The following is a 22523-nucleotide window of genomic DNA, read 5'->3' on the forward strand; positions in this document are numbered from 1 at the left end:
GGGCAGACCGTTTCGCCGCGCGAGGGATCGGGCCGAGGCCGGCCGCCCCGGAACCCCCGGATGTAACGATGTAACGCGTTTCGAATCTACTGCACGATCGTCTCCACCGGCCGACGTCCTCCCCATCGGATATCGCCATGAGACCCTCGGCCGCCGACGCAAGGGCGGGACCCGTCCACGTCAGTTCCCTGCGCAGATACTCGCGCCAGGCGGCGGTGAACTCGGCCCACGTCCTCCCCATCGGATATCGCCATGAGACCCTCGGCCGCCGACGCAAGGGCGGGACCCGTCCACGTCAGTTCCCTGCGCAGATACTCGCGCCAGGCGGCGGTGAACTCGGCCCACGTCCTCCCCATCGGATATCGCCATGAGACCCTCGGCCGCCGACGCAAGGGCGGGACCCGATCATGTCAGTTCCCTGCGCAGATACTCGCGCCAGGCGGCGGTGAACTCGGCCGACCCCATCCCCAGCACCTGCCGCAGGACCGCGTCGGCATCCCGAGGCCGGAGGCGCATGTAACGGTAGAGGTCAACGAGCCGGTTCTCGCCGAAGCGGGCCGCGACGTACCGGCAGGCGAGCCACGCCTCCTGGTAGGCCCGCACGCGTCGCGGCCCCAGGTCGAAGTCCGACGGGCCGGGCAGGGCGTCGGGAAGCCGTCCCGCGCGCACCTCGGCGGCCAACTCGGCCGCGGCGACGGGCACCGGGATGCCCGAGTCACGGAAACCGACATAATCGGCGAACCCCTCCACCAGCCATCGGGGAGTGTCGTGGTCGACGGCGGCGCCGGTGGCGACGTGGGTCAGCTCGTGAGTGAGCACGACCCGCCGTCCCGCCGCCGAGAGCCGGGCGAACCCCGCGGGCTCGACGATCACGTGGCCGTCGCCCGCGAGCGCGGCCAGGCCGCGCACGTCGGCGGGCGCGGCGAGAACGGCCGCGCGGGCGGTGGTGGACGGCACGAGCACGATCGCGTCCACGGTCCCCCAGACTCGTGCCACGGTACGGCGGGCCCGCTCGGCGAGGTCCACGAGTTCGGCACGCAGTGCGGAGCCGCCGCCGACCACCACGACCCGGTCGCCCCGAGTAATCGCCGCGGCACCCGTCCAGACGGCGGGGTGCTCGCGGACGAGCGCCAGCGCGCGGCCCAGGAGCGGGTCGGGGGGCGGCACCGCTCCGGCGGCGGTCGCCGCCAGCAGGAGCACGGCAAGCGCCCGAGCGGCCCATCTGCGCATGATGCGGCATGGTACGGGGCGTGGCACCCGGACGTGACACAAGGCGTGGCGCGAGGATGCGGCACAGGGGCGTGGCATCCGGATGCGGCACCGGGACGTGACACAAGGGGTGGCGCGAGGATGCGGCAGCCGGACATGGCACCCGGACGTGACATAAGGCGTGGCACGAGGATGCGGCACCCGGGCATGGCATTCGGATGTGGCACCCGGACGCGGCACCGGGACGTGACACAAGGCGTGGCACGAGGATGCGGCACCCGGGCATGGCACCCGGACTGACACAAGGCGTGGCGCGAGGATGCGGCAGCCGGGCATGACGCGGCCCCGCCCACCGTGAGGAGAGGATGGGCGGGGCCGTGGTGCCGCGGTCGGCGTCTCGGCTACGTCACAGGCCGGGACGTACCGCGCCGCTGAACGACGCCCTGCGCCATGCGTTCAGCTTGTCGATGCGCACCCGCTTCCCCGAGCTGGGAGCGTGGATCATTTTTCCGTTCCCGACGTACATGCCGACATGGCCCTTGCCGTAGAAGAAGATCAGGTCTCCGCCACGGAGGTTCTTCCAGGAGACCTTGGTCTTGATCGCACGGTACTGTGCCGTCGTCACTCTCGGGATCTTCACGCCCGCCTTCCGCCAGGCGTACTGCACCAGACCGGAGCAGTCGAAGCCGCCCTTGCCGGTGCCGCCGTAGCGGTACGGCGTGCCGATCTGCGCCTTGGCCGCCGCGATGGCCCGGTTCGCCCTGGCGCGTTGCCGCGCGACCTTACCGAGCTTCCGGGTGGCCTTCCTCGTGCCCAGTTTGACGCCGCCCAAATTGACGCCGCTCAACGTCGCACCGCTGAGTTGCCCGGACATCTGGACGGTGGCCGGCAGGCCGGCCTGGGCTGTCGTCGGCGTGCCGGCGGTCGCGGCGTGGGCCGCGGTGCTCTGCAGGGTGACCGCTCCGGCTGAGACGGTCACGGTGAGGGCCACTCCGCCGAGGGAGACCCGGACGGCACGCGACAGACGGGGGTTGTGCGAGGTGGTGGACAGGATCTCTCCTAGGGTCTTCCACTTGCGCCTACCGGGTTAGCTGACGGGTTCGGGCGGGGAAGTCTGATCGCCCTTCGGTGAACATCACCGATTCACCCCGCTCCCTCGCACCGGAGGGCATTTGGGTCCCCGGCTCCATGCCTCCTGACTGCATGGATTCGGCCTGCCTCCGCAAACCGTTGAACATTAAACCATTGGTTCGGGTTGCGGCGACATTATGGATCTGTTATCTGATCACCCGGTGATCAGCCGGGTGTTCTTGGCAGCGGCATGGCATGTCGCTGCGAGGCGCAAATCTACACACGCCAAGCAAATGCCGTCGACGATTCCGCCGAAATCGCCACAAGACAAGGCTTCGAACGAAATAAAAGCCCAGCACAAACGAGAAGTAAGTTACCCGTTTGTGATGCTTATCACATCACTGGAAGGCGGCCATTGATCGTCACACGAACATCATCAGTAACAGGAGTAACAACCCCGGGAGGGCCCAAAACATGATCGAAAATCTCGGCCATCCAACGAAAGCGGAACATCCGAATGTCCACACAGAAGGGGGCGGATCGGACAAATCATGATGAATCAAGCAGCGATTCCCCGAATTTGACTGCCTCAAAAGTGACTAATGCCACATCGCCAAGAGGCTCACGCCGGACGAGACCGAGCGCACCCCGCACCGGCCTCCTCGACCTGGTGAAGAACGGGACGGAGACGCCCGGCCGACTCATGGACGTCCGGTCTCCCTCGCTCGACGAGGCGAGGTGAGACGGCCTCCTGCGAGGGCCTCGGCGTGGGCCCCCTGACCCGATGGGGCATTCAGGACGTCGCGGCACACCATCTGGGCGCGGGTCGGATGGTCGGCCACGGACCGGCCGCGTGACGCGAAGGCCCGGCATCGATGCGCCCCGGACTGGATGCGCGGCAGCGGTTCGGCATGGATGCGACCGCGAACCGGCCAGGCGGCGCAGCGGTTCGACTCGCCCACGGCCGCTCGCCGGGGCCACCGGCCCGGGCGAGCGCCCTGCTGAGGGTCATGCCGCCGAGGGCCCGCCGGTCTGCACGCACACGATGCCGGACGCGCTGCACCTCACCGCGGGCGGCGATGAACGGCACCGTACGGGCGTGAACGCGACCGGGAACCGACCGCGTCACATGCGAACCCGAATAAACCCCACCAAACCCGGCGCAGCACGCGGGGCGCGGACGCGGAGGGCCGACGCGCTCTTCGCAGGCGTCCCGAGAATCCGGGCCCGAGGTCAGGGCCGCACGGCGCCGACGAACCGACCCATGCCGTAGGACGACAGCGTCACGACCTTCACCACGTCGCCGGTGCGTGGCGCGTGCACCATCTTGCCGTCACCGGCGTACACGCCCACATGCCCGAGCCCGTTGCTGAACAGCAGGTCGCCGGGCTGCAAATCGTCCATCGACACGCGGCGGTTCGCCCCCCAGGCCCACTGCTGCGTGGTCGTACGGGGCAGTTCGACCCCGGCCGCCCGCCAGGCCGCCTGAGTGAGCCCCGAGCAGTCCCACACGCCCGGTCCCGTGCCGCCGTACCGGTACGGCTTGCCGATCTGGCTGTAGGCGAACTGCAGGGCCGTCCTGGCGTTGCCCGAGGCGGGGCCGGTGTACTTCAGGCCGGTGCTGTTGGTGTTCCCGGCGTTGTAGGTCCCCAGCCGACGCAGCAGCCGCTCCTGCTCGGTGACCAGCTTCTCGACCTCGTCCCGCTTCTTGCGGAACTTCTCGCGGTCGTCCGCGGCCTCCTCGAAGGCGGTCTTGGCCCTGTCCCTGCGGGCCCCGAGGTCCTTCACCTCGGCCTCGTACCCGCTCATCGCCTCGGAGCGCACCTTCGAGATCTGGCTCAGTGTCGCCAGGCCGTTCAGCGTCATGAGTGGGTCGCCCCCGCCCGCGATGCCGGGCATGGCGAGCGCGTCGGCCCCCTGGTAGGCGGTGACCGCGAGGCCGACGATGCTCGACCGCATCGCCAGCACGCGCTCCTGCTGCCGCTTGAAGTCGGCGTTCAGCTCCTGGTATTTCTTGCGCTTCTTCTTCCAGCTTTCGTTGGCCTCGTTGTAGCGCTCGACGGCCTGGTCGGCCTTGTCCTCCAGCTTCGCCAGGCGCGCCTTGGCCTGGGCGATCGTGGGCCTCGGATCGGCGATCGCGTCGCCCTGCAGGCCGCCTTGCGTGACGAGCAGCACCGTCATCGAGACGCCGACGGCGAGCGGACCCCTGCGGCTCCACGCGCGACGCCCCCGGCGGAACAGATCATCCCGGCCGGGCTCGTCAAAAGCGCGCCCATCCCGAACTTCGCGAACGGCCACGTTGGTGCCAGCCTTCCCCAGCGAGACAACTGGGGCGAGACGTTACTCAAGCGATCTGTGGTATTCAACCTGTTCAACCGCATTGAACCAAAGATCCGGCACAGCCGTACAAATATGGTATCTACCCACGACTCAGGCGGCGGAGCAGCAGCGACGACGGCAGCGGGCGCGCGCCCATGCGCCGCACCGACTCGGCCACCTCCCGGTCGGAGGAGACCACGGCCATCGCCCGTCCCGGCGGCTCGGCCCGCACCAGCCGGCGAATGAGGTCGTCGGCGATCTCGCCGGGCGCGCTGAACAGCACCCGCACCCCGCGCGGAGCCTGCACCTGCACGGGCCCGTCGAGCTCCGCGCCGTCGAACACACAGGTGATCTCCACGCGCGACTGTACGGCAAGCCCCCCGAGGCCCGTCAAGAGCCGCGAACGCTGATCGACCAGGGTCAGCGACGGGTACCCGGTCTTGGTGACGTTGTAGCCGTCCACGATGAGATGCAGGCGCGGTATCGCCAGCAGTTGGTCCAGCAGCGCCGGATCGTCGTCGGCGAGCGCCCGCGCGGGCACCGCGCGCACGCCGGGCCGTCCCGGGCGCACCGCGCTCACCGAGTCGGCCGGGCGGGAGATGGTCGTCGGGAGCGCCAGCTCGTTGCGCAGCCCGGCGGCGGCGTCCTGCAGCGCGTCCAGCAGCACCCGGATGCGCGCGTCGTCCACGCTGCGCCCCTCGCGGGCCGCCCGGCGGCTCGCCTCCACCTGCGACTCGGCCTCGGCGAGCCGCTCGCGCAGCCGCCGCAGCTCGGCCTCCCCCGCGCTGCCGGCCATCGCCGCCACGGCCTTGGCCTCGGCCGCGGCCTTCTCCAGCTCGTCGGCCCTGGCCTCCGCGGCCTTGGCCCGCTCCCGCGACTCGTGCAGCTTGCGGCGCAGGTCGGAGATCTCCGCGCGGGCGCTCTTGAGCTGCTCGCGCAGCCGCTCGATCTCCTCCCGGCTCGCGGTCTTCTGCGCGGCGAGCTGCTCGCGCAGCCGGGCGATCGCCTGCTCCTGGGCCGTGCCCTCGGCCACGGCCGCGCTCTGCTCCAGATCGACGCGGGCGGCCTCCACCAGCTCCGGCCAGCCGGGCGGACGGGTGAGGTACGCGGCGGCGGCGACCACCACAGGCTCGGCGGCGGGCGGCACGGTGCCCTCGGCGAGGCTGGTCACGAGCTCGGGCCAGGCCTCGGCCAGGGCCTCGGCCACGACCTCGCGGAACTTCTTGTCGGTCTCCAGCTGCGCGGCGATCGGCGCGCCGCCGAGCCGGGCGCGCTTGCGCGGGTCGAACCGGGCGATGCCGCGCAGCGGCGGCGGCACGGCGGCGGGCGGCATCGTGCCCAGAACCTGCGCGGCGAGATCGACGACGTGGGCGCGGACCTGCTCGGGCAGCGGACGAGACAGACCCTCTCCGGCTGAACTCATCCCATTGCTCCCAGTCTGGCCCCTAGCATGCGCGCCTTCGTTGAACTCTCCATGTCTGTTCTGTCAAGGGTACGACCGTGTCGCACCTGATCGAGTCCACGAGGTCACATCGCGCGACATGAAGCGCGGGTAAACGGACGGTCAAGCCGATTCAACCGCGCGTCCGCGCGGCGGTCGGCGGGACGCGTGCCTCCGTCCCAGGGACGGAGGCCGGTGGAGAGGGGAGGTTCAGGCGGGTCCTCGCCGCCGGCTGCGGCGAGCGGCGGGGACAGCGGCGGGGACAGCGGTGGAAACAAGCGGTGGAATCGGTGATCGGGCCGGATACCCGGAACTCGCGGCTTCCGGGTATCCGGCTGCGCCGTACCAGCGGAGGATCGTGCTAGCGGAGGATCTTCGTGCGGGCGGGCTTGCCGATCAGGTCGGCCTTGGTGATCTGGCTGGCGTAGTCCCAACCGGTGCCACCGCCGATCGACACCACCTTGGCGTAGTTGTCGACGCGGTACCAGCCCGCGTAGCGGTAGTTCCAGTCGAGCCGGAATCGCCACTGGGCGCTGCTCTGGCCGCGCAGGAAGACCACGCAGTACACCGCCCACTTGCTCGCGCGGAAACCGCAGGTGGAGTTGCTGGGCCGCTGGATGATGCGCACGGTGCCGAGGTGCCTGGGCAGGTAGGAGACCATGACGATCGCCTCGCCCCGGGCGGACCGGAGCCCGGTGGCCCGGACGGTGTAGGTGGCCAGCCCGCCCCTGGCGACCCGGGTGGGGAAGGTCACCCGGACGTACGGACGGCGTGCGGTCGCGCTCTCGGCCGCGGCGGCCTTCGCGGTGCTCTGGGCCCCGGCGGCCTGAGCGGCGGCCTGAGCCGGCGCGGCGGCCCAGAAGGTACTCGCGGCGACCGCGAGCGAGGTGAACGTCGTGATGAGTCGCTTCATTGCCTGACTCCCCGTCGTAGTGCTGTGGTGCAAGTGGTGCGAGTGACGCATTCGGACGTTTGTAAACGCACCGCTACAAAGCATCCAACGAGTCCTCATGCGAACGATCGCTCTTTCGCGCAAATAGATGACCTTCCGTTACCTTCGAGCACGGGCGGAAAGCCCTGCCACAGCGGCGGATCCGACCGCGACGGATCTCCGCCGAGCCTCTGAGGTGCGAGAACGTCCCCCCGAGACCCCGGGGGGGCCTGACTGGGTACCTGGCTGGGGCGATGGCGATCGCGATGGCGATTGTCGGTGGGCACCTCTAATGTCCTTGGTCGTGGAACCGGTACAGGGCACTCTCGACGACCTCGGCACCCCTCTTCACGAGGTGACGTTCGTGGTGTTCGACCTGGAGACCACCGGGGGGTCGGCGAAGGAGCACGCCATCACCGAGATCGGCGCCGTCAAGGTCAAGGCCGGCGAGCGGCTCGGGGAGCTGGCCACGCTGGTCGATCCGGGCGGGCCGATCCCGCCGTTCATCACCGTGCTGACCGGCATCACCGACGCGATGGTCGTCGCCGCGCCGAAGCTGGAGTCGGTGCTGCCGTCCTTTCTGGAGTTCATCCGGGGAGCGGTGCTCGTCGCCCACAACGCCCCTTTCGACGTCGGGTTCATCAAGGCCGCCTGCGCCGCGCTCGGCTACCCGCCCCCGGCCAACCCGGTGGTCGACACCGCCGACCTGGCGCGGCGGGTGCTCACCCGGGACGAGACCCCCAACTGCAAGCTCGCCACCCTGGCCCGGATCTTCCACAGCCCGAACCAGCCCTGCCACCGCGCCCTCGCCGACGCCCGCGCGACCGTGGACGTCCTGCACGGCCTGCTGGAACGCACCGGCGCCTTCGGCGTGAGCACGCTGGAGGAGCTGAAGGGGTTCGTCCGCGCCCCCTCCCCGCAACAGCAGCGCAAGCGCCACCTCGCCGACGCCATCCCCGGCGCCCCCGGCGTCTACGTGTTCGAGGACGAGCGCGGCGAGCCCCTGTACGTCGGCAAGAGCTCCAACCTGCGCAACCGGGTCCGCTCGTACTTCACCGCCGGCGAGACCCGCCCCCGGGTCCGCGAGATGATCGGCATCGCCGAGCGGGTGCGCCCGATCGTCTGCGCCACGGGCCTGGAGGCCGAGGTCCGCGAGTTACGCCTGATCGCGTCCGCCAAGCCCCGCTACAACCGCAGATCACGCTTCCCCGAGCGGGTCGTGTGGCTCAAGCTCACCGACGAGCAGTTCCCCCGCCTCGCCGTCGTCCGCGAGGTCAAGGACGACGGCGGCACCTACCTCGGCCCGTTCGGCGGCATGCGCGCCGCCGACGACGCCCGCGCCGCCATCCACGAGGCGGTGCCGCTGCGCCGGTGCGCCGAGCGCGTCACCACCCGCGCCCGCCGCCCGGCGTGCGCGCTGGCCGGCCTGGGCCGCTGCGGCGCCCCCTGCGAGGGCGGCGAGACGCCCGAGGAGTACGCGGTGCACGTCGCGAACGCCCGCCGCGCCATGATCGAGGACGCCGGGCCCGTCTACGCCGCGCTCAAGGCCCGCATGGACCGCCTGTCCGCGGAGCAGCGCTACGAGGAGGCCGCCGTCGATCGCGACCGCCTGGCCGTCTTCGTGCGCGCGGCGGCCCGCATGCAGCGCCTCGCGTCGCTGACCCGGATTCCGCAGCTCATCGCCGCCAGCCCGGCCTTCGAAGGCGGCTGGGACATCCACGTCGTACGGCACGGCAGGCTCGCCGCCGCGGGCGTCATGCCCCGGGGCGCCCACCCCACGCCGTACGTGGAGGCCCTGACCGCCACCGCCGAGACGGTCGTCCCCGGCCCCGGCCCCACCCCGGCGGCCACCGCCGAGGAGACCGAGTGCATCCTGCGCTGGCTGGAGGCCCCCGGCGTGCGCCTGGTTCAGGTGGACGGGTCGTGGAGCCTGCCCGTGCGCGGCGCCGGGCGCCTCAAGGCCGGCATCGACCGCGCCTACCCGGGGCGCTCCGACGCAAGGCTGAACGGCGGCGCGGAGCGCTCGCCGCGCGAGGGCCGCCCGCTGAGGTGATCGGTGGCGCGCTAGAGTCGGGCACGGGCCGGGCGTGAGCGCGCATCGGCGGCTCACCGCGACCCAAGGCCCGTCGATTCACCGACCACCCGCGCCGAGGCCGCGTCAGCGCCCCGGCGTGCCGTGACAACGCAGGACGCGTCCGCGTCAGCACGCATACCAACCCGTCCGGGACGCAGGGGCGACCCGGACCGCACTCGTGTCAGGAAGGGGCAGCGATGGTCACCGCGATCGTGCACATCAAGACCGAGGTCGACAGGATTCCCGAGATCGCCGAGGCGATCGCCGACATCCCCGGGGTGAGCGAGGTCTATTCGATCACGGGCGACTACGACCTGCTGGCGATCGTGCGCGTGGCGGCCTACGACGACGTGGCCGAGGTCATCCCCGGCCGCATCAACAAGGTCCACGGCGTCCTCGCCACCGAGACCCACCTCGCCTTCCGCACCTACTCACGGCACGACGTGGAGGCCGCGTTCTCCATCGGCCTGAAGGAGGCCGACTGACGGCGGGCGGGCCGGACGAGCGCCCGCCCCCGGTGGACACCCCACCGACCGGGCGCTCCCGCCCCGCGCACACCACCGGCCAGGGCGCAACACCCAGTACGCCCACCGGCCCGGCACCCGGCCATGACGGCGATCACCCGCCGACCGGCGCTCCCGCCCCGCGCACACCACCGGCCAGGGCGCAACACCCAGTACGCCCACCGGCCCGGCACCCGGCGATGACGGCGATCATTCGCCGACCGGGCGCTCCGGCGTCGGCGGCGCGAGGCGTTCGTCGCGACCGCCGGTCCGACGTGCTCAGGCCGAGTGCAGCGAGCGGCTGACCTCGATCCAGCGTTCCAGGGTCTGCGCCGCCGCGCCGGAGTCGACCGCCCGCGCCGCCCGCTCGTAGCCCTCGGCCATCGCGTCGCCGAACTCCTTGCCCGCGCCGTCCACCGCGGCCAGCGCGGCGGCGGCGTTGAGCAGCACCGCGTCACGCACCGGGCCGGTACGGCCGGCCAGCAGATCGCGCACCGCCTGGGCGTTGAACTCCACGTCGCCGCCCTTGAGCGCGTCCGGCTCCGCCCGCGCGATGCCCAGCACCGCCGGGTCGAACGTGGTCTGCACGGCCGTGCCCTCGCGGACCACGAACACCGTCGAGGTGGTGGAGATGGTCAGCTCGTCGAGGCCGTCGTCGCCGCGGAACACGATCGCCGACACGCCCCGCTCGGCGAACACCCCGGCGACCACGGGCAGCATCCGCGCGTCGAACACGCCGATCGCCTGCGAGGTCGGCCGGGCCGGGTTGGTGAGCGGTCCGAGGAAGTTGAACACCGTCGGCACGCCGATCTCCTTGCGGGCCGGGCCGACGAACCGCAGCGCCGGGTGGTAGACCGGCGCGAAGCAGAACGCGATCCCGGCCTCGGCCGCGATGCGCGCGGTGTTCTCCGGCGTGTGGTCGAGCGCCACGCCGAGGTGCTCCAGCACGTCCGCCGCGCCGCAGGAGGAGGATGCCGCCCGGTTGCCGTGCTTGACGACCCGCGCGCCCGCCGCGGCGGTCACGATCGCCGCCATCGTCGAGACGTTGACGGTGTGCGCCCGGTCGCCGCCGGTGCCGACGACGTCGACCACCGGGCCCTCGACGCTGAGCGGGACGGCGCGCTGCAGCATCGTGCGCGCCATGCCGGTCACCTCGGCGACGGTCTCGCCCTTCGCCCGGAGCGCCACGGCGAACGCCGCCACCTGCGCCGAGGTCGCCGAGCCCGACATGATCTCGTCCATCGCCCAGGCGGTCTCGTCGGCGGTCAGGTGCTCTCCGGCCAGCAGGGCCGACAGCAACGCGGGCCAGGTGGTACGCGCGTCCATATGCGTCTCCGTTGATTCGGTAACTCGCCTGCGCCCCGGACCCTATCGGTCGAGCCCGGATCCGGATGCCCCATTATCTCCGAGGCGTGCCCGGATCCCGGCGCGCGAACACCCCGTCAACGCGGGGTTACCGCGGGGTGGGCGTCACCGCGGGGTGGGCAGCCGGGAGGCGGCCCGGCGGCGCATCAGGTCCGCGACGGTCTCCGCAAGGACCACCGGGTCCAGCGGCCGGGGCACGACCGCGTCCGCCCGCGACCAGTTGGCCAGCCACCGGTCGTCGCGCCGCGCGATGATCAGGCAGATCGGCGGGCAGTCATAGATTTCGTCCTTGGCCTGCCGGGAGATGCCCATGCCGCCCGCCGGCACGGCCTCGCCGTCGAGCACGGCGACGTCGATCTCCCCGGAGTCGAGGTGCTTGAGCACCGCGGGCGGGGTGGCGGACTCCACGATCTCCACGAGGGGCACGTCGGGGGCCGGGCGCCGCCCGATCGCCAGCCGGATCTCCTCGCGGGTGCTCGCGTCGTCGCTGTAGACGAGAACCCTCATGTCACGCTCACTGTCGGTCGGCGAGGTATGGTCACCTGGGATGCTACCCGTCCGCGCGGCCGCGATTTCCCGGCGGGCGGGCGGGGCCCGGCGGCCCGACGGCCGTACACCGCTATCGGACCCCCTATCGGGACCCCTATCAGGACACGCGCACGAGGCCCTTGGGAAGACCTATTGGGGGGCCGTGCGGAGGACCGGCCACCGTAGCCGCAATAATGCTGGGCGTGGCGACAGCATCCGCAACTATGACGACAGCACACTCCTCGCGCCGACCCAATCTGGTCAGCGTGGGGACGATCGTTTGGCTGTCCTCCGAGCTCATGTTCTTCGCGGCGCTGTTCGCGATGTACTTCACCATCCGGTCGGTCAGCCTCGGCCAGGACAAGCCCTGGCCGGCGGTCGAACTTGACGTCCCGTTCGCGCTCACGAACACGACCGTCCTGGTGCTGTCCAGTGTGACGTGCCAGATGGGCGTGTGGGCGGCCGAGCGTGGTCAGGTCCGGAAGCTCCGCTTCTGGTATGTCGTCAGTTTCTTGATGGGCGCCTTCTTCGTGGGCGGTCAGCTCTGGGAATACGGCAACCTGGTCCACGAGGGTCTCACCCTGTCGTCCGACGCCTACGGTTCGATCTTCTATCTGGCGACGGGCTTCCATGGCCTGCACGTGACCGGTGGACTGATCGCGTTCCTGTTCCTGCTGGGACGCACGTACGCCGCGAAGCGCTTTACCCACGAGCAGGCCACCAGCGCAATCGTTGTGTCGTATTACTGGCACTTCGTGGATGTCGTCTGGATCGGTCTGTTCGCGACCATCTACATCATCCATTGATCAGAACGGGGATTCCGGTGAACTCGATCACCGCGCGACGGCGGCATCCCCTCGCGCGATATGCCGTCCTCCTTCTGGCCCTGTGTTTGGCCGGGGGGGCGTACGCCTTGTTCTCCCCCTTGGGGGAGCCGGCGGACGCGGCCATCGCGTCGGGCAAGACCGACGACGTGGGCAGCGGCAAGGCGCTGTTCGACGAGTACTGCTCGAGCTGCCACGGCCTCAACGCGCAGGGCATTCCGGGCCGCGGCCCGTCGCTGATCGGTGTGGGAGCGGCGGCCGTCGACTTCCAGGTCAGCTCCGGACGCATGCCCGCGGCCAACAGCGAAGACGCGCAGGCGCCGCGCAAGCAGCCGGCGGATTGGGTCAATCAGAAGGCCATCGACGACCTGGCGGCGTACATCCAGTCGCTGGGCGGCGGCCCGACGCGGCCGACGGCCGAGCAGGTCGACCCGGCCAAGGGCGACCCGGCCAAGGGCGGCGAGCTGTTCCGCGCGAACTGCATCCAGTGCCACAACTGGACGGGCGCGGGCGGCGCGCTGACCGGCGGCAAGTACGCGCCCAACCTGAACCAGGCCACCCCCGCTCAGATCTACGAGGCGATGATCACCGGTCCGCAGGCGATGCCGGTGTTCAACGACTCCACGATCACTCCCGAGCAGAAGCGGGACATGATCGCCTACATCGTCAAGGTCCGTGAGCAGACCGATCCGGGCGGCAGCGGTCTGGGCCGCATCGGCCCGGTCACCGAGGGACTCGTCGCATGGCTTCCGGGCCTCGGCCTGCTCAGCCTCGCCGCCATCTGGATCACCGCGAAGAAGCGGGCGAAGAAATGACTGAAACGGAAAACACCGGTACGCCGGAGGAGCGCGTCCCACGCCGCGTGATCGGCACGCCGACCCCCGGCGGTCGGCTCAGCGACGGTCCGGGCGGTGCGGTGGGCGTGCTCGGCGGCACCGAGAGCGACGTGCACGAGGCCGAGCCGGGCACCGGGGTGATCTTGCCCGACCCGGCGGACGCCCGCCGCGCCGAGCGCCTGGTCGCGCTGCTGTTCCTGGTGACCTTCCTCGCCGGGATCGCCTTCATCGTGTCCTACGTGGTCTTCCAGGTCGGCGACCTGGACAAGACCGCGACGTCCAACCTCGCGCTGGGCGGCACGTTGACGCTCGCCCTCCTCTCGCTCGCCTGCGGCATCGTGGTCTGGGTCCGGCGGATCATGCCGAAGTACAACCTGGTCCAGGAGCGCCACCCGATGGCCTCGGAGCCGGCGGTGCGCGACGAGGTCGCCAAGGTCTTCGTGCAGGGCGCCGAGGAGAGCGGCTTCGTCAAGCACAAGCTGCTGCGCCGTACGCTGCTGCTCGCCGCCGCGCCGCTCGGCCTCGCGCCGCTGGTGCTGCTGAAGGACCTCGGCCCGCTGCCCCGCGAGAGCCTGCGCCACACGGTGTGGAAGCCGGGCATGCGGCTGGTCGTCGAGGGAACCGGGCAGCCGATCCGGGCGGCCGACTTCAACTCCCCCGGCGGCATCCTGTCGGTGGTCCCCGAGGGGTACGAGCACAACCTCAACGCCCTGGCCAAGTCCACGTTGATCCTCATCAAGCTGCGTCCCGAGCAGTTCAAGTCCGGCACTAACCTGAACTGGACCCACGACGGAATCGTGGCGTACTCGAAGATCTGCACGCACGTGGGCTGCCCGGCCGCGCTGTATGAGCAGACCACCAACCACATCCTGTGCCCGTGCCACCAGTCGACCTTCGACGCCACCGACGGCGCCAAGGTGATCTTCGGCCCGGCCGCCCGGCCCCTGCCCCAGCTTCCGATCACGGTCGACGGTCAGGGGTATCTCGTCGCGCAGCGCGACTTCCTGGTCCCGGTCGGTCCCAGCTTCTGGGAGCGGGGCGACGCGGAAGCGGAAGTTAGGGGGAAGGCATGACCAGCGCGACCGTCGGTTCCGGCGGGCGCCCGACCGCCGGCGGCTTCACGCCGCCCAAGGCGATCGGCGGCGTCAGCACGTTCATGGACGACCGGATCGGCGCGGGGAACTTCCTCAAGCGCAACATGCGCAAGATCTTCCCCGACCACTGGTCGTTCCTGCTCGGCGAGATCGCTCTGTACTCCTTCGTCATCCTGCTGCTGACCGGCACGTTCCTGACGTTCTGGTTCGAGCCGGGCATGCACGAGGTGGAGTACAACGGCTCGTACGAGCCGCTCAAGGGCGTCATGATGTCGCAGGCGTACGCGTCGACGCTGGAGATCAGCTTCGACGTCCGCGGCGGCCTGTTGATACGCCAGATCCACCACTGGGCGGCCCTGCTGTTCGTCGCCGGACTCATGGCCCACATGCTGCGGGTGTTCTTCACCGGGGCGTACCGCAAGCCGCGTGAGCTCAACTGGCTGATCGGCCTGGGCCTGTTCACGCTCGCCCTGGTCGAGGGCCTGTTCGGCTACTCGCTCCCGGACGACCTGCTGTCCGGCGCCGGTCTGCGGATCACGCAGGGCGTGCTGGTGTCGCTGCCGCTGGTGGGCACCTACCTCCAGTTCCTCCTGTTCGGCGGCGAATACCCCGGTTTCGACGTCATCGGGCGGTTCTACAGCCTGCACATCCTGCTCATCCCCGGCCTCCTGCTGGCTCTCATCAGCGCGCACATGATCCTCATGTGGGTGCAGAAGCACACGCAGATGCCGGGTAAGGGCCGCACCGAGACGAACGTGGTGGGCGCGCCGTTCTACCCTGCCTTCATGGCCAAGTCGGGCGCCTACTTCCTGTTCACCTTCGCCGTGCTGGCGGGGCTGGGGACCTTCGCCCAGATCAACCCGATCTGGCTGTTCGGCCCTTACACCCCGGCGGACATCTCCGCGGGATCGCAGCCCGACTTCTACATGGGCTTCCTCGAAGGCTCGCTGCGAATCATGCCGCCCTGGGAGATCAACATCGGGGACTACACGCTGCCGCTCAGCGTGATCATCCCGGCCCTCGTGCCACTGGGCCTGGTGATGACGGGCGCGGCGCTGTACCCGTTCATCGAACGGTGGGTGACCGGGGACAAGCGCGAGCACCACATCGCCGACCGCCCGCGCAACAACCCGCACCGCACCTCCATCGGCGTCTCGGTCATCACCTTCTACGGCCTGCTGTGGCTGCTGGGGGCGAACGACGAGATCTCGGCGAACTTCCACATCAGCCTGTTCGCGCTGTCGATCTTCGGACGCTTCGCCATCTTCCTCGGCCCGGCGCTCGCCTATCTGATCACGTACCGGGTCTGCCTGGGCCTGCAGCGCGCGGACGTCGAGGTGCTGGCGCACGGCGTGGAGTCGGGCGTGATCGTGCGCTCCCCGGAGGGCGGGTACTCGGAGATCCACACCGCGCCGGCGGAGGACATCGCCGAGCACATGCGCGGCAAGAAGGAGATTCCGATGCTGCCCGCCGAGGCCGACGGCGAGGGCATCCCGCCCAAGGGCCTGCGGGGTCCGCTGGGCAGGATCCGCGCCAGGATGAGCCGCATCTACGGCACCGACCACGTCCCGCTCCCCGAGGGGGACGGCCACGCCCACGGCGAGGAGCACGTCGCGGTCGGCGCGGGCGAGGAGCAGAAGCAGCTGCACTGAGCCGGCGTCGCCCGGCCCGCCACAACGAGAAACGGCCCGGACGGGGTTCCCCGTCCGGGCCGTTTCTCGTTCACCTGCTTCTCTCTGCCACCTGCTTCTCTCTGGCACCTGCTTCTCTCTGGCACCTGCTTCTCTCTGGCACCTGCTTCTCTCTGGCACCTGCTTCTCTCTGCGCGGCCCTCACGAGCCGGTACGCGCCTGCGCGGCCACCTCCGTGTGCTTGGGACCGGACAGGGACTCGGTGATGCCACCGGTGCGCAGGGCGCTCCACCGGAGCCACTGCGGCCAGGACTCCTGCCACTGCCCCCATCCGTTGGTGGGCTCCAGCTCCCGCGGCGACCCGGTCACGATGATGGGGTCGCCGATCAGCGTGTGGTCGAGGAACCACTTGGCGTGCGCCGGGCTGACGTTGACGCAGCCGTGGCTGACGTTGGCGTGCCCCTGGGAGCCCACCGACCACGGGGCCGCGTGGATGTACTCGCCGCTGTTGGAGATGCGGACGGTGTCGTACACGGTGAGCTGGTAGTAGCCCGGGTCGCCGGGTCCCGCGTCGGGCGAGGTCATGACGGTCACGTCCTCGCGGGACATGGCCAGGTGGATGCCGTTGGTCGTGTGGTACTTGCGCACGCCGCCCTTGCCGGCGCTGATCGGAATGCTCCGGATGACCCGGCCGTCGCGTTCGACCCGCATCTGGTGGGTGCGGATGTCCGCGGTGCTGATCTGGGATCTGCCCACGCGGAACTCCCGCACGAGGTCGCGGTCGCCGTACACGTCGCCGCCCCCGGCGGTCCCCTCCAGCAGCGCCTCCACCCTGACCTTCGTGTTGGCGGGCCAGAACCGCTTGGGCCGGTAGTGCACGGTCTTGTCGTCGAACCAGTGCCAGGCGCCCTCGACGGGCTTGGAGGAGAGCACCCGCAGGTTGCGCTCCACCGACACCCGGTCGGCGATCGGCCGGTCGAACGTGATCATGATCGGCATGCCCACGCCGACCGTCTCGCCGGTGACCTCCTTCTTCGGCAGCAGCTCGGTGATGGTGAAGGTCTGGGCGGCCGACACGGTCGTGAACGTGCTGGTCCCGCTCGTCTCGCCGGAGGGCCCGGTCACGACGGCCGTCACCGTGTACGTCCGGCCGGGGGCCATGGGCCGGACGCTGCGCCAGCGCGTGCGATCCGCGCTCAGCCGCCCCACGACGGGCTTGCCCGCGGCCTGCACGGTCACCCGCTTGAGCCTGCCGTGGGCGGTGCCGACGAGGATCGGCAGGTCCGGCCGGACGCCGTTCGTGCCGTTGGACGGGGTGATCCAGACATCGGGCGCCGCCTGCTGCCGTTGCGGGGCGGTCTGTTGTCTCGGGGCCGACGAGCAGGCGGCGGCCAGCACCAGCGCGAGCGCCCCCACCCCGTACGCGGAAATGTGTCGCACCTGAGTCCCCCAGCTCCGGATTGATCACTTGCGCAGGATAGATACCCCTGTCGGCGACCATCGCTCCACATATGGCGAAGTGGGGGAGCAAAAAACACCATCGCGGGCGGCCGACGGGTTCTTGGCGAAACCGTGGCCGCCCGCGAGGGCGTGCGATCCGGAAACCGGATCCGGGGAGAGCCCCGGATCCGGTGGGAGATCAGCGGGAGATCAGTGGGAGAAGTGCGAGCGGTAGTACTCGAAGACGAAGCCGACCAGCGTCAGGACGACGGCGGCGGCCCCGATGAGGAACATCCACCACCCGATGACGAAGCCCACCGTGGCGAGCGCGGCCGCCGCGCACACGAACAGCGGCCACCAGCTGTGCGGCGGGAAGAAGCCGACCTCCCCTGCCGCCTGGTGGATCTCGCCCTGCTTGTCGTCCTCGGGCTGATCACCGACGCGGCGCGCGGTGAACATGAGGTAGTAGCCGATCATGAAGGCCAGGCCGACGCTGATGGCGAGCGCCGTGGTGCCGGCCGGCTCACGCGACCAGAACCAGTAGACGATGTCCACCGCCGCGAAGAACAGGCCGATGATCAGCAGCATCCATCCCTGAACTTTCATCGGACCTCCTCAAGCTCCCGCTCCGGCGGGAGGTGCGGGTTCTTTAGGTCGAAAGCGGGACGCTCAGACCGGATGCGGGGCAGGGAGACGAAGTTGTGCCGCGGCGGCGGGCACGAGGTCACCCACTCCAGGGAGTTGCCGAAGCCCCAGGGGTCGTCGACCATGACCCGCTTGCCCTTGCGGGCCGTCTGCCACACGTTGTAGAGGAACGGCAGCGTGGACAGGCCCAGCAGGAGCGCTCCGGCCGAGGAGAACATGTTCAGCGTGGTGAAGCCGTCGATCTCCGAGTAGTCGGCGTAGCGGCGCGGGAAGCCCACGACGCCGAGCCAGTGCTGGACCAGGAACGTGCCGTGGAAGCCGAAGAACAGCATCCAGAAGTGCACCTTGCCCAGCCGGTCGTTGAGCATCTTCCCGGTGAGCTTGGGCCACCAGAAGTAGAAGCCGGCGAACATGGCGAACACCACCGTGCCGAACACCGTGTAGTGGAAGTGCGCCACGACGAAGTAGGTGTCGGTGATGTGGAAGTCCAGCGGCGGCGAGGCGAGGATGACGCCCGTCAGGCCGCCGGCGAGGAAGGTGACCAGGAAGCCGACCGTGAATATCATCGGCGCCTCGAAGGTCAGATGGCCGCGCCACATCGTGCCGATCCAGTTGAAGAACTTCACGCCGGTCGGCACCGCGATGAGGAACGTCATGAACGAGAAGAACGGCAGCAGCACCTGGCCGGTCGGGAACATGTGGTGCGCCCACACGGCCATCGACAGACCGGCGATCGCGATGGTGGCGCCGATCAGGCTGATGTAGCCGAAGATCGGCTTACGGCTGAACACCGGGATGATCTCGGTCACGATGCCGAAGAAGGGCAGCGCGATGATGTACACCTCGGGGTGGCCGAAGAACCAGAACAGGTGCTGGTACAGCAGCGGCCCGCCGTTGGCCGGGTCGAAGATGTGCGTGCCGAGCTTGCGGTCGGCCTCCAGGGCCAGCAGCGTGGCGGCGAGCACCGGGAAGACCATCAGCACCAGCAGGCTGGTGAGCAGCACGTTCCAGGTGAAGATCGGCATGCGGAACATGGTCATGCCGGGGGCGCGCATGCAGATGATCGTGGTGATGAAGTTGACCGCGCCGAGGATCGTGCCCAGACCACCGAGGGTCAGGCCCATGATCCACAGGTCGTGCCCGATGCTCGGCGAATACGTTGAGTCCGACAGCGGCGTGTAGGCGAACCAGCCGAAGGAGGCCGCGCCGCTCGGCGTGAAGAAGGCGCTGATCGCGATCAGGCCGCCGAACAGGAACAGCCAGTAGCTGATCATGTTGAGCCGGGGGAACGCCACGTCGGGCGCGCCGATCTGCAGCGGCATCACCGCGTTGGCGAAGCCGGCGAACAGCGGGGTCGCGAACAGCAGCAGCATCACCGCGCCGTGCATGGTGAACAGCTGGTTGTACTGCTCGGTGCTGACGAACTGGAGCCCCGGCTGGGCCAGCTCGGCGCGGATCACCAGCGCCATGACGCCCGCGATCAGGAAGAACACGAACGCGGTGATCAGGTAGAGGTTGCCGATCACCTTGTGGTCGGTGGTGGAGGCCCACTTGGCGATGATCGCTCCCGCCCGGGTGGGGCGGCGGCCGTCCGGGGGCTGGAGGGCGTGGTCGGCGGCGCTCACTGGGTACTCCTGGCTGCCTGGCTGTTGATGTACTGCTCGAACTTGCTCGGCTCAACGAGCTTCACGTTGAAGAGCATGCGTGAGTGGTCCTGCCCGCACAGCTCGGCGCACCGGCCGGCGAAGGTGCCGGTGTGATTGAGCGTTTTAATGTCGAACTGGTTGTGCACGCCGGGGATGACGTCAAGCTTGAACAGGAAGGCCGGAACCCAGAACGAGTGGATGACGTTGTCCGACTCCAGCTTGAACCGCACCGTCTTGCCGCCGCTCGGCAGCACGAGCTGCGGTCCCTGCCGGTAGTCGCTCACCGGCACGCCGACGACCTGCACGGTCTTGCCCTGGTACTCGGTGGTGAAGCGCCAGCTCCACTGCAGGGCCTCGACCGTCACCGTGACGTCGGGCTTGTCGGTCTTCTCGAACAGGTAGTCCTGGTCGCGCGCGGTGAAGTAGAAGAACACCGCCACCATGACGATCGGCACGGCGGTGTAGAGGATCTCGATCGGCAGGTTGTACCGCACCTGCGGCGGAAGCTCGTTCTCCGGCGCGCCCTTCCGCCGCCGCTTGCGGTGGAAGATACAGGCATAAAGTATGAGACCCCAGACGACGGCGCCGGTGGCCAGCGCGGCCACCCAGGAGCCCTGCCACAGCGACAGAACGCGCTCGCTCTGCTCTGTGACGTTGTGGGGCATCCCGCCCCGGGCCCACTCTTCACCGCTGCACGCCGTCACGGACGCCAGCAGCAATGCCAAGGCGGCAACGCTCGACGCCCTGCGGGCCGCCGGGCTGCGCCGCGTCGAACGGCGGGTCGGACTCACGGATCGCCTACCCCATAGATCAAGCCCAAGAGTCCCTCTCTTGGGCGCTCTTCCTTGTTTCGCAACAATCGCGTTCTCGGCTATTCCAGTTATGGGTTCCAGTCACGCACGGGACACATTAGCGCCTACCACGGTCGCCCTCCCGCGCGGCCCCAGGATGTCGGGATCCCCTGAGAAGGGACGTTCGCCCCGGGGGTGCGAGGATGGGCGGGTGGCGTACTTCGACGCGGCCTCCACCGAGCCCCTGCACCCCCGGGCGCGTGAGGCCCTGCTGGCGGCGCTCGACGCCGGCTGGGCCGACCCGGCCCGCCTGTACGGCGAGGCACGCCGGGCCCGCCTGTTGCTCGACCGGGCCCGCGCCGACGTCGCCGACGCCCTCGGCGTGCGCCCCGACGAGGTGACCTTCACCGCGTCCGGCACGCAGGCGATCCATCTGGGCGTGCTCGGCGCGCTGGCCGCCCGCCGCCGGGTGGGCCGCGGCCTGGTGACCGGCGCGGTCGAGCACTCGGCCGTGCTGCACGCCGCCGCGCTGCACGAGCGGGACGGCGGCGGCGTGGCGACGGTGGGCGTGAGCCGTACGGGGCGGGTGGACGCCAAGGCGTTCGCCGAGGCGGTGGCGGCCCCGGGCGTCGCGCTGGCCTGCCTGCAGACCGCCAATCACGAGGTCGGCACCCTCCAGCCGGTCGAGGAGGCGGCCCGGGCGTGCCGCCAGGCCGGGGTGCCGCTGCTGGTGGACGCGGCGCAGACGCTGGGCCGGCTGCCCGTGCCCGAGGGCTGGTCGCTGCTGACCGGCAGCGCGCACAAGTGGGGCGGGCCCGCGGGCGTCGGCGTGCTGGTGATCCGCAAGGGGACGCGCTGGCGCTCGCCGCTGCCGGAGGACGAGCGCGAGCGCGGACGGGTGCCCGGCTTCGAGAACGTCCCGGCCGTCGTGGCGGCGGCGGCCGCGTTGCGGGCGCGCCTGGAGGAGGCCGAGGAGGAGAACCGGCGGGCCTCGGCTCTCGTCGATCGCATCAGGGAGCGGGTGCCCCGGCTCGTCCCCGACGTCGAGGTGATCGGCGACCCGGTCGAGCGGGCGCCGCACATCGTGACCTTCTCCTGTCTGTACGTGGAGGGCGAGGCGCTGCTGACCGAGCTGGACAAGGCGGGATTCGCGATCTCGTCCGGAAGCTCCTGCACGGCGAGTACGCTTCGTCCATCGCATGTTTTGGAGGCGATGGGCGTGGTCACGCACGGGAACGTCCGGGTATCACTGCCACGAGGAGTCGCGGCGGCGGACGTGGACCGTTTTCTGGAGGTCCTGCCCCCGCTGGTGCGCCGTATCCGCGAAGAAGCAGGAGTGATGTGGTGACGAGCCGGCCAACCGGAACCGAGTGGCAGCAGGCGGCTCCCACGCTGACGATCGACGCGCTCGGCCGCAAGTGCCCGATCCCGATCATCATGCTCGCGCAGCAGATCAATCACGTGCCGATGGGCGCGGTGGTGGCGGTCCTGGCGGACGACCCGGCCGCGTTCAGCGACGTGCCGGCGTGGTGCCGGCTGAAGTCGCACACCCACCTGGGCAGCTTCGAACTGCCCGGGGGCGGCTGGGCCATCCACGTGCGGCGCAACTACTGACGCCGATCCGCGCGGCAAATTGCCACGTTTGTCCGCTTTAGCGGCATTCCCTCGTACGACCGGGGTAGGGGGCGAGAGCAAGTCCGTCAACACTCGGGAGGGACGAGATGAGCACCTACAGCGGTCCCAGCACCGTACGCGACATGATGCATCCGGGCGCACAGTGCATCGGCGAGAACGACAGCCTGCAGAGGGCCGCCCAGATGATGCGCGATCTCGGCGTGGGCGCGCTGCCCATCTGCGGTGAGGACGACCGGCTCAAGGGCATCCTCACCGACCGCGACATCGTCATCAAGTGCTGCGCCGAAGGCAGGGACCTCACCAGCACCAGGGCGGGCCAGTTCGCCCAGGGCCTGGTGTACGTGGAGGCGAACGCGTCGGTGGAGGACGCGCTGCGGATGATGCATCAGTACCAGATCAAGCGGCTGCCCGTCATCGACAACCACCGCATCGTCGGCATGATCAGCGAGGCGGACCTGGCCAGGAGCCTGCCGGAGGACAAGCTCGCCGAGTTCGTCCACCGGGTCTACGCCTTCCGCTGAGCCCCGGCGGCGCCCCGTG

20 protein-coding genes and 1 riboswitch are annotated in these 22523 nt (G+C 70.0%); of the genes, 9 read left to right on the top strand and 11 right to left on the bottom strand.

The window, feature by feature from the left end:
- Positions 1–405 precede the first annotated feature (405 nt).
- From AB0K60_RS10315 to AB0K60_RS10335, 5 genes are all read right to left on the bottom strand, one after another.
- Positions 406–1230, bottom strand: a complete 825-nt coding sequence (locus AB0K60_RS10315) for a hypothetical protein (RefSeq protein ID WP_364051032.1) — start codon at positions 1228–1230, stop codon at positions 406–408.
- A gap of 385 nt (positions 1231–1615) precedes the next feature.
- Positions 1616–2188, bottom strand: coding sequence for a C40 family peptidase (locus tag AB0K60_RS10320; RefSeq protein ID WP_364051035.1), 573 nt, complete (start codon positions 2186–2188; stop codon positions 1616–1618).
- Positions 2189–2270: 82 nt separating this feature from the next.
- Positions 2271–2434, bottom strand: a riboswitch (cyclic di-AMP (ydaO/yuaA leader).
- A 1079-nt stretch (positions 2435–3513) separates the two neighbouring features.
- Positions 3514–4461 carry an NlpC/P60 family protein gene (locus AB0K60_RS10325; protein ID WP_364051038.1) on the bottom strand — a complete coding sequence of 316 codons (948 nt, stop codon included), beginning with the start codon at positions 4459–4461 and terminating at the stop codon, positions 3514–3516.
- 238 nt (positions 4462–4699) lie between these two features.
- Positions 4700–6022 carry an NYN domain-containing protein gene (locus AB0K60_RS10330; protein WP_364051041.1) on the bottom strand — a complete coding sequence of 441 codons (1323 nt, stop codon included), beginning with the start codon at positions 6020–6022 and terminating at the stop codon, positions 4700–4702.
- A 379-nt stretch (positions 6023–6401) separates the two neighbouring features.
- Positions 6402–6953, bottom strand: a complete 552-nt coding sequence (locus tag AB0K60_RS10335) for a hypothetical protein (protein ID WP_364051044.1) — start codon at positions 6951–6953, stop codon at positions 6402–6404.
- Between the two features lie 322 nt (positions 6954–7275).
- Here AB0K60_RS10335 and AB0K60_RS10340 point away from each other — a divergent pair, with 322 nt between their 5' ends.
- A complete protein-coding gene (locus tag AB0K60_RS10340) occupies positions 7276–9024 on the top strand; it encodes a DEDD exonuclease domain-containing protein (protein WP_364051047.1) in 1749 nt (582 codons plus the stop codon).
- A 218-nt stretch (positions 9025–9242) separates the two neighbouring features.
- Positions 9243–9530, top strand: coding sequence for an Lrp/AsnC ligand binding domain-containing protein (locus AB0K60_RS10345; protein WP_364051050.1), 288 nt, complete (start codon positions 9243–9245; stop codon positions 9528–9530).
- Between the two features lie 297 nt (positions 9531–9827).
- Here AB0K60_RS10345 and trpD read toward each other — a convergent pair whose 3' ends face one another.
- Together trpD and AB0K60_RS10355 are read right to left on the bottom strand one after the other, a co-directional pair.
- Entirely contained in the window at positions 9828–10874 is a 1047-nt protein-coding gene (trpD, locus tag AB0K60_RS10350) for an anthranilate phosphoribosyltransferase (RefSeq protein ID WP_364051053.1), read from the bottom strand.
- A gap of 144 nt (positions 10875–11018) precedes the next feature.
- Positions 11019–11420, bottom strand: a complete 402-nt coding sequence (locus tag AB0K60_RS10355) for a hypothetical protein (RefSeq protein ID WP_364051056.1) — start codon at positions 11418–11420, stop codon at positions 11019–11021.
- Positions 11421–11635: 215 nt separating this feature from the next.
- Here AB0K60_RS10355 and AB0K60_RS10360 point away from each other — a divergent pair, with 215 nt between their 5' ends.
- The 4 genes from AB0K60_RS10360 to AB0K60_RS10375 are packed head-to-tail and all read left to right on the top strand — an operon-like array spanning position 11636 to position 15847.
- On the top strand, positions 11636–12247 hold the full coding sequence (locus AB0K60_RS10360; protein ID WP_364051059.1) for a heme-copper oxidase subunit III: 612 nt from the start codon (positions 11636–11638) through the stop codon (positions 12245–12247).
- 17 nt (positions 12248–12264) lie between these two features.
- Positions 12265–13080: a c-type cytochrome gene (locus AB0K60_RS10365; RefSeq protein ID WP_364051062.1), complete on the top strand. Its 816-nt coding sequence runs from the start codon at positions 12265–12267 to the stop codon at positions 13078–13080.
- Positions 13077–14174, top strand: coding sequence for a Rieske 2Fe-2S domain-containing protein (locus AB0K60_RS10370; RefSeq protein ID WP_364051064.1), 1098 nt, complete (start codon positions 13077–13079; stop codon positions 14172–14174). The genes AB0K60_RS10365 and AB0K60_RS10370 overlap by 4 nt, the downstream gene beginning before the upstream one ends.
- A complete protein-coding gene (locus AB0K60_RS10375; protein WP_364051067.1) occupies positions 14171–15847 on the top strand; it encodes a cytochrome bc complex cytochrome b subunit in 1677 nt (558 codons plus the stop codon). Before AB0K60_RS10370 ends, AB0K60_RS10375 begins: the two co-directional genes overlap by 4 nt.
- A gap of 180 nt (positions 15848–16027) precedes the next feature.
- Here the strand turns inward: AB0K60_RS10375 and AB0K60_RS10380 are convergent, their stop codons facing one another.
- The 4 genes from AB0K60_RS10380 to AB0K60_RS10395 form a co-directional block, all read right to left on the bottom strand.
- On the bottom strand, positions 16028–17266 hold the full coding sequence (locus tag AB0K60_RS10380) for an Ig-like domain-containing protein (RefSeq protein ID WP_364051070.1): 1239 nt from the start codon (positions 17264–17266) through the stop codon (positions 16028–16030).
- A 210-nt stretch (positions 17267–17476) separates the two neighbouring features.
- The gene (locus tag AB0K60_RS10385) at positions 17477–17872 is read right to left on the bottom strand and encodes a cytochrome c oxidase subunit 4 (RefSeq protein WP_364051073.1); all 396 of its coding nucleotides are present in this window, start codon (positions 17870–17872) and stop codon (positions 17477–17479) included.
- Positions 17869–19536: a cytochrome c oxidase subunit I gene (gene ctaD / locus AB0K60_RS10390; protein ID WP_364051076.1), complete on the bottom strand. Its 1668-nt coding sequence runs from the start codon at positions 19534–19536 to the stop codon at positions 17869–17871. The genes AB0K60_RS10385 and ctaD overlap by 4 nt, the downstream gene beginning before the upstream one ends.
- Positions 19533–20282, bottom strand: coding sequence for a cytochrome c oxidase subunit II (locus tag AB0K60_RS10395; protein ID WP_364051079.1), 750 nt, complete (start codon positions 20280–20282; stop codon positions 19533–19535). The genes ctaD and AB0K60_RS10395 overlap by 4 nt, the downstream gene beginning before the upstream one ends.
- A gap of 277 nt (positions 20283–20559) precedes the next feature.
- Between AB0K60_RS10395 and AB0K60_RS10400 the strand changes: the two genes are divergently transcribed.
- The 3 genes from AB0K60_RS10400 to AB0K60_RS10410 all read left to right on the top strand — a co-directional run bounded on the left by AB0K60_RS10400 (position 20560) and on the right by AB0K60_RS10410 (position 22504).
- Complete coding sequence (locus AB0K60_RS10400) at positions 20560–21696, top strand: aminotransferase class V-fold PLP-dependent enzyme (RefSeq protein WP_364051082.1); 1137 nt, start codon at positions 20560–20562, stop codon at positions 21694–21696.
- Positions 21693–21962, top strand: a complete 270-nt coding sequence (locus AB0K60_RS10405; protein WP_364051085.1) for a sulfurtransferase TusA family protein — start codon at positions 21693–21695, stop codon at positions 21960–21962. Before AB0K60_RS10400 ends, AB0K60_RS10405 begins: the two co-directional genes overlap by 4 nt.
- 107 nt (positions 21963–22069) lie before the next feature.
- Positions 22070–22504, top strand: a complete 435-nt coding sequence (locus tag AB0K60_RS10410) for a CBS domain-containing protein (protein WP_364051088.1) — start codon at positions 22070–22072, stop codon at positions 22502–22504.
- The last annotated feature ends 19 nt before the right edge of the window (positions 22505–22523 follow it).

It is taken from the genome of Thermopolyspora sp. NPDC052614 (assembly GCF_040678635.1).
Taxonomy (GTDB): domain Bacteria; phylum Actinomycetota; class Actinomycetes; order Streptosporangiales; family Streptosporangiaceae; genus Thermopolyspora.

Bases quoted from the DNA above. Each gene is read 5' to 3' on its own strand.
- AB0K60_RS10375 (WP_364051067.1), top strand. From the start codon at position 14,171: ATGACCAGCGCGACCGTCGGTTCCGGCGGGCGCCCGACCGCCGGCGGC.
- AB0K60_RS10360 (WP_364051059.1), top strand. From the start codon at position 11,636: ATGCTGGGCGTGGCGACAGCATCCGCAACTATGACGACAGCACACTCC.
- AB0K60_RS10370 (WP_364051064.1), top strand. From the start codon at position 13,077: ATGACTGAAACGGAAAACACCGGTACGCCGGAGGAGCGCGTCCCACGC.
- AB0K60_RS10345 (WP_364051050.1), top strand. From the start codon at position 9,243: ATGGTCACCGCGATCGTGCACATCAAGACCGAGGTCGACAGGATTCCC.
- trpD (WP_364051053.1), bottom strand. From the start codon at position 10,874: ATGGACGCGCGTACCACCTGGCCCGCGTTGCTGTCGGCCCTGCTGGCC.
- AB0K60_RS10315 (WP_364051032.1), bottom strand. From the start codon at position 1,230: ATGCGCAGATGGGCCGCTCGGGCGCTTGCCGTGCTCCTGCTGGCGGCG.
- AB0K60_RS10355 (WP_364051056.1), bottom strand. From the start codon at position 11,420: ATGAGGGTTCTCGTCTACAGCGACGACGCGAGCACCCGCGAGGAGATC.
- AB0K60_RS10330 (WP_364051041.1), bottom strand. From the start codon at position 6,022: ATGAGTTCAGCCGGAGAGGGTCTGTCTCGTCCGCTGCCCGAGCAGGTC.
- AB0K60_RS10335 (WP_364051044.1), bottom strand. From the start codon at position 6,953: ATGAAGCGACTCATCACGACGTTCACCTCGCTCGCGGTCGCCGCGAGT.
- AB0K60_RS10410 (WP_364051088.1), top strand. From the start codon at position 22,070: ATGAGCACCTACAGCGGTCCCAGCACCGTACGCGACATGATGCATCCG.
- AB0K60_RS10325 (WP_364051038.1), bottom strand. From the start codon at position 4,461: ATGACGGTGCTGCTCGTCACGCAAGGCGGCCTGCAGGGCGACGCGATC.
- AB0K60_RS10385 (WP_364051073.1), bottom strand. From the start codon at position 17,872: ATGAAAGTTCAGGGATGGATGCTGCTGATCATCGGCCTGTTCTTCGCG.